The sequence below is a fragment of the Streptosporangium sp. NPDC003464 genome (assembly GCF_053588315.1).
This window is the reverse complement of the sequence record NZ_JBSFPS010000123.1, coordinates 21028-27669: the sequence shown is the minus strand read 5'-3', so window position 1 is coordinate 27669 and position 6642 is coordinate 21028. Positions and strand designations below refer to the sequence as shown.

General features: G+C 71.9%; 4 protein-coding genes. 3 read left to right on the top strand and 1 reads right to left on the bottom strand.

The genetic code is table 11. From position 1 onward, the window contains the following. Positions 1–26: 26 nt before the first annotated feature. Positions 27–1475 carry an aspartate aminotransferase family protein gene (locus tag ACWDS7_RS25855; RefSeq protein WP_451931375.1) on the bottom strand — a complete coding sequence of 483 codons (1449 nt, stop codon included), beginning with the start codon at positions 1473–1475 and terminating at the stop codon, positions 27–29. Between the two features lie 280 nt (positions 1476–1755). Here ACWDS7_RS25855 and ACWDS7_RS25850 point away from each other — a divergent pair, with 280 nt between their 5' ends. From ACWDS7_RS25850 to ACWDS7_RS25840, 3 genes are all read left to right on the top strand, one after another. Next, positions 1756–3102, top strand: a complete 1347-nt coding sequence (locus tag ACWDS7_RS25850; RefSeq protein WP_451931374.1) for a M20/M25/M40 family metallo-hydrolase — start codon at positions 1756–1758, stop codon at positions 3100–3102. A 327-nt stretch (positions 3103–3429) separates the two neighbouring features. Further along, on the top strand, positions 3430–4362 hold the full coding sequence (locus ACWDS7_RS25845; protein ID WP_451931373.1) for an ATP-binding cassette domain-containing protein: 933 nt from the start codon (positions 3430–3432) through the stop codon (positions 4360–4362). Continuing rightward, a complete protein-coding gene (locus ACWDS7_RS25840) occupies positions 4359–6638 on the top strand; it encodes a YhgE/Pip family protein (RefSeq protein ID WP_451931372.1) in 2280 nt (759 codons plus the stop codon). The genes ACWDS7_RS25845 and ACWDS7_RS25840 overlap by 4 nt, the downstream gene beginning before the upstream one ends. The last annotated feature ends 4 nt before the right edge of the window (positions 6639–6642 follow it).

Sequence of the window (6642 nt, the reverse complement as noted above, 5' to 3'; positions counted from 1 at the left end):
ATCCTGCTGGATCCGGCGATCTACGCCTACAGAGGCAGCGCGAGACCGCGATCAGGGATTACGAGGAGCGCCACCCGCGGCCGGGCGTCGAAAAGGGCCTCCGTCAGCACGGAGCGGAGAATCGACTCGATCTCGTCGAACTCCTTGGGGCCGCAGATCAGCGGCGGGGCGAGCTGGATCACGGGGTCCCCGCGGTCGTCGGCGCGGCAGTACAGGCCCGCGTCGTAGAGGGCCTTGGACAGGAAGCCGCGCAGCAGACGCTCGGACTCGTCCGCGTTGAAGGTCTCCTTGGTCGCCTTGTCCTTGACGAGCTCGATGCCCCAGAAGAAGCCGGAGCCGCGCACGTCGCCGACGATCGGCAGGTCGCGGAGGCGCTCAAGGGTGGAGCGGAAGACCGGCTCGTTGCGGGTCACGTGGCCGAGCAGGTCCTCGCGCTCGAACAGGTCGAGGTTGGCCAGGGCGACCGCGGCGGAGACGGGGTGGCCGCCGAAGGTGTAGCCGTGGGCGAACATCTCGGTGCCGTTGCTGAACGGCTCGAACAGCCGGTCCGAGGCGATCATGGCGCCGATCGGCGAGTAACCGCTGGTCATGCCCTTGGCGCAGGTGATGATGTCGGGGACGTAGTCGAACTTCTGCCCGCCGAACATGGTGCCGAGGCGGCCGAAGGCGCAGATGACCTCGTCGGAGACAAGCAGGACGTCATACTCGTCGCAGATCTCGCGCAGGCGCTGGAAGTAACCGGGCGGCGGCGGGAAGCAGCCGCCGGCGTTCTGCACCGGCTCGACGAAGACGGCGGCCACGGTGTCCGGGCCCTCCATCTCGATGGCGCGGGCGACGCGCTCGGCGGCCCAGTAGCCGTACTCCTCCGGGGTCATGCCGGCGACGCCGGTGATCTCGTCGGCGCGGTAGTGGTTGGTGTTCGGCACCCGGACCGAACCCGGGACCAGCGGCTCGAACATCTGCTTGAAGGCCGGGATGCCGGTGATCGACAGGGCGCCCTGCGGGGTGCCGTGGTAGGCGATCTGGCGGCTGATGACCTTGTGCTTGAGCGGCTTGCCGGTCAGCTTGAAGTACTGCTTGGCGAGCTTCCACGCGCTCTCGACGGCTTCGCCGCCGCCGGTGGTGAAGAAGACCCGGTTGAGGTCTCCGGGGGTCTCGGCGGCCAGGCGCTGGGCCAGCTCGACGGCCTTCGGGTGCGCGTAGGACCAGAGCGGGAAGAACGCCAGCTCCTGGGCCTGCTTGGCGGCGGCCTCGGCCAGCTCGCTGCGGCCGTGCCCCGCCTGGACCACGAACAGGCCGGCGAGACCGTCCAGGTAGCGCTTGCCGTGCACGTCGTAGATGTATGCGCCCTCACCACGCACGATCATCGGGACTTCGACGCTCCTGTCGGAGCTGTGCCGACTGAAGTGCATCCACAGGTTGTCCTGCGCGGCCCGCATGAGCGAGGCCACGTCGGTGTTTTCAGGGTGGGTCATGGCTATCTTCCCTCGGTGGTCTGAGCTCCCCACAGTCTGCATGCCCGGAGAACGTCTTGCCAAGTGAAAACGTGGCAATAGAGTGCAAGAACTTCGGAATCCGCAAAACAGGTAGGTAACAACAACGAAATCCGCGACCAGAATTTGGGAGTGTCCGGATCTTGCGCCGCCCTCGCCCCCACCCGGCGGGGCCGCGGTGTGCTGGAATCAGGGTGAAACACGGTCGCCCGCCGACTGTGATCAAATAGGACGACCACATATTGAGATGCGAGGGAACGTCGTGACTCCTGACGAGATCGAGGGCGCCGTCGCCGCGGGCCTGCCCCAGGCGGTCGAAGACCTCAAGCGGCTCGTCGCCATCCCCTCGGTGGCCTTCCCCGGCCATCCGGAGGAGCCGGTGCGCGCGGCCGCCGCGGCGACCGAGGAGCTGCTGCGCAGCGCCGGCCTGCCGCACGTGCGGCAGATCCCCGTGGAGGGGAGCTTCCCCGCCGTGTTCGCCGAGGCCCCGGCCCCGCCCGGCGCGCCGACCGTGCTGCTCTACGCGCACTACGACGTGCAGCCCGCGGGCGACCCCGCGCTGTGGCGCACGCCGGCCTTCGAGCCGACGGAGATCGACGGCGCCATCTACGGCCGCGGCGCCGCCGACGACAAGTCCGGAGTCATCTCCCACGTCGCCGCGCTCCGCGCCTTCCGGGGCGACTTCCCGGTGGGCATCAAGGTGATCATCGAGGGCCAGGAGGAATACGCCGGGGAGCGCCTGGAGACCTTCGTCGAGCAGAACCCCGAGCTGCTCCGCGCCGACGCGATCATCGTCGCCGACTGCGGCAACCCGAGCGTGGGCGACCCGGCGGTGACCACCTCGCTGCGCGGCATGGGCGCCTTCACCGTCGAGGTGCGCACCCTGAAGGATTCGCTGCACAGCGGCTCGTTCGGCGGCGCCGCCCCGGACGCCCTCGCGGCGCTGATCCGGATGCTGGCCGCCCTGCACGACGACCACGGCGACATCCGCGTCCCCGGCCTGCCGCGCGGCACCTTCCTCGGCTCCGGCCCCTCGGAGGAGGAGTTCCGGGCCACCGCGGGCGTGCTCGACGGCGTCTCGCTGGTCGGCTCCGGCTCGCTGGCCGACCGGCTCTGGGCCTCCTACTCCCTCACGGTCACCGGCCTGGACGTGCCGACCGTCTCCGGCGCCATCAACGCGGTCCAGGCGGTCGCCCGCGCCCGGGTGACGGTGCGCGTGCCCCCGGCGGGCGACCCGAAGACGACCGTGGAGGCCGTGGTCGACTTCCTGCGGCAGGTCGCCCCGTGGGGCGTCGAGGTGCACGTCACCGACCACGTGCTGGGCTCCGGCTACCTCGCCGACTCCGGCGGCGCCGCCCGCGCCGCGCTGAACCGGGCGATGGAGCGCGCCTTCGGCCGCCCGCCGCGCGACGTCGGCGCCGGCGGCTCGATCCCGCTGGTCTCCACGCTCGTCAAGCAGTTCCCCGCCGCCTCGATCCTGCTGTTCGGCGCCGAGGACGACGACGCCTCGATCCACGCTCCCAACGAGCGGGTCAACGTCGAGGAGCTGCGCCGCACGGCCCTCGCCGAGGCGCTCTTCCTCCAGGAGTACGGCTCCGCGACGGTCTAGCCAGGCGATCCGCAGGACCCGTCCCACCCGTCAAGACCGGGAGGGGCGGGTCCTTCCGCGTTGCCGCGGGCCGCCCGTCTCGTCGACGTGGGTGGCGCCCGGCCACGGACACGGTCCCCGCGGCTTGATCACCCTGTGGATCCGGTGCGAGCCGCCGGCGCTGACGTGGTCCGTAGAAGACCGGAGGTGCGCGACCACCCGGCAGGCCCCTCGGCCGAGCGGCCGCTTTCCGTGAGAATCGACACCTTTGCCGGGCCGGTCACCCGCGGGATACCTCGCGTGATATTTTTGCACTGACCGGTCAGTTCAAAAATTTCGGAGGGTGCGGTGTTCCAGGGGGTCGGGGTGCGCGCGGTCGGTCTGTCCCTCAAGGGCGAGCACGGATGGGTCTACCGCGACGTCGGCCTCGCGGCCGAGCCGGGCAGCCTCACCGCCGTCACCGGACAGGCGGGCAGCGGGCGGACGAGCCTGCTGCTGACCCTGGCCGGACGGATGAGACCCACCGACGGCACGCTCACCGTGGGACGGTACGGCAAGCCGCGGGCGATCCGGCGCGTCGCCGCGCTCGGCCTGGTGGACGGGGTCAACGACCTGGAGAAGGCGCTGACGGTCCGCGAGCACCTGCACGAGCGGTCACCGGGCATGTTCTGGGGCAGACGGCAGGAGTCACGGGCCGCGACCGCGCTGGCCCTGGCCGGCCTGGAGCTGTCCCCCGGCGACCGCACCCTCATCCGCGACCTGGGCCGGGAGGAGCGGGTGCGGCTCGGGATCGCACTCGCGCTGCTCGACACCCCGGGGCTGCTGATCCTCGACAACGTGGACACCGGCCTCGCCCAGGACCGCCAGGAGGCGCTCTGGGCGACGCTGGGAGAGCTGGGCGCCCTGGGCCTGACCGTCGTCGCGGCCTGCACGGAGAGCGAGCGGGCGGCGGTCCGCCTGCCCTCCGGGAACCCCGCGGAGTCCACGGACTCCGGGGGCTCCGGAGATTCCGTGGACTCCACGGAGTCCGGGGAACCCGGGAACGCGACGGATTCCGGCGAGCCGCGGGACGCGACGGACGGATCGGACGGCGGCCACCCGGCGCGCTCCGGGCCGGACCCGGACGGGCCGGAGGCCGTACCGGCCGTCACCGGGTCCACGGCCCCGCCGGACCCCGAAGGACCCGGATCCGTTCCTGACGCCGAAAAGCCTGCGGGGGCCGGCGGACAGGACGGGGAGAGCATGGCGCGGACCGTACCGAGCGAGGAGAGGGACCGATGAGATCGTTGCGGCTGGGACGGCTGGAGCTGCGGCGGTTCACCCGGTCGCGGCTGACCCGGGCGGCGCTGGCGGGCGTGGTGATGCTGCCGCTGCTGTACGCCGGGCTGTACCTGTGGTCGTTCTGGGACCCGCAGGGCAACCTCGAGAACATCCCGGTGGCGCTGGTCGTGGAGGACAGGCCCGCGACCGTCGACGGCAAGACGGTCGACGCGGGCCGCGAGCTGGCCGACGAGCTGCGTGAGCGCAAGGTCCTGGGCTGGCACACGGTCGACGCCCGGCAGGCCGCCGACGGCGTGAACGACGGCAGCTTCTACCTGTCCCTGACCATCCCCGCCGACTTCAGCGCCCGGCTGGCCTCGCCCTCCGGCGACGGCACGCCGACCCCCGCCGAGCTCGGGGTGCGGGTCGACACCGGCCGCAGCTACATCATGGGGACGATCTCCGACGCGGTGTTCACCGAGGTCAAGGACGCGGCGGGCCGTACCGCGCTGAAGGACTACTGGGACAACGTCTTCGTGTCCTTCGGCGAGCTGCACGACGCCACCGCCAAGGCCGCCGACGGGGCGGACGATCTGCACGACGGTACGGCGAAGGCCGGAAAGGGCGCGTCCACCCTGAACGCGGGCCTCGGCCAGGCCAAGGCCGGCACCCACCAGCTCACCGTGGGCCTGGGCAGCGCCAACACCGCCACCGGCCGGCTGTCGGCCGGGGCGGACAAGCTGACCGGGGGCCTGGGCCAGGCGGAGAGCGGCTCGCGCAAGCTGGGCCAGGGACTGGCGAAGCTGGAGAAGGGCGCCAAGCAGGTCGCCGACGGCAACGCGCAGGTCTACAAGCAGGTCCACGCCCAGGTATCGAAGATCAACGAGGTGGCCGACGAGGTCGTCCCGGTGCTGCGGGAGAACGGGACGCGGCTGCAGTCGCTCGCGGAGGCCGTCGAGCGGGGCGCCGGCCTGGTCGCCGACGGCGCGGGAGCGCTGCCCGGCGGGATCAAGCAGGGGGCGGAACAGGCTCAGCAGCAGGCGCAGCAGTTGCAGAGCTGGCTGGACGGCAATCCGGACGCCGACCCGCGGCTGCGGGCCATCGCCGAACGTCTCACCCGGTCCACCCAGGAGGTGGCCACCGGGCTGGAGGGCGCCGCCGGCGACGGCAGCGGCGCCGCGGCCCAGTTGCAGCGGGACGCCCGCCGGATCGCGGAGGTCGCGGGCCGCACGGCGGAGGTCGCGCCCACCGCGGGCCAGCAGCTCGACCAGGCCAGAGACAAGATCAACCAACTGGACGAGGGGCTCGGCAAGCTGGCCGACGGCTCGGCGAAGCTCCACACGGGCCTCGGTGACGCGGCGGACGCCAACGGGAAGATCACTTCTGGGATCTCCCAGCTCGGCGACGGCTCCGCGCAGCTCAGCCGGGGGCTGACCCAGCTCGGCGGCGGCATCGTCAAGCTGAGCGACGGCGCGGCCAGGGTGGACAGCGGGGTGGGCCGCCTGCACGAGGGCGCCGGGGAGCTCACCACCGGTATCGGCAAGCTGACGGACGGGTCCAGGAAACTGAGCGACAAGCTCGGGGACGGCGCCGAGCAGATCCCGGACTACGGCAAGGGCGAGCGCGCCGACCGGAGCGAGATGATGAGCGAGCCGGTCAAGCTGGCCAACCAGGTCGCCAACGAGGTGCCCAACTACGGCACCGGGTTCGCGCCCTTCTTCGTCCCGCTGGCCCTGTGGGTCGGCGCGATGGTGAGCTACATGGTGCTGCGCCCGCTCAACCCCCGTCTCCTCGCCGGTACGGCTCCCGCCTGGCGGATCGCGGTGGCCGGCTGGCTGCCGGGACTGGTCCTGGGCGCCGCCCAGGTGGGCGTGCTGATGGCGGTGATCAGGTTCGCGCTCGGCATGGAGGCCGCGCACTGGGCCGGGATCGCCGGGATCCTGCTTCTCACCGTGGCGGCGTTCCTGGCGGTCGTGCAGGCGGTCAACGCCCTGCTCGGCGCGCCGGGACGGGTCGTGGTGCTGGCGCTGCTGATGCTCCAGCTGACCTCGGCCGCCGGGACCTATCCGATCGAGACCTCGCCGGGCTTCTTCCAGACGATCTCACCGTGGCTCCCGATGAGCTGGGTGGTCAGCGCGCTGCGGCGGCTGATCAGCGGCGGCGACCTCACGGTGGTCTGGCAGGCCGGCGGGGTGCTGGCGCTGACCGCCGCGCTGGGCCTGAGCCTGACCGTCTACGCCGTGCACAAGGGGCGCACCTGGTCGATGCGGCGCCTCCACCCCGAGCTGGCACTGTGACTAC

Excerpts from the sequence above, each read along its gene's own strand:
- ACWDS7_RS25840 (WP_451931372.1), top strand. The coding sequence starts at position 4,359 with ATGAGATCGTTGCGGCTGGGACGGCTGGAGCTGCGGCGGTTCACCCGG.
- ACWDS7_RS25855 (WP_451931375.1), bottom strand. The coding sequence starts at position 1,475 with ATGACCCACCCTGAAAACACCGACGTGGCCTCGCTCATGCGGGCCGCG.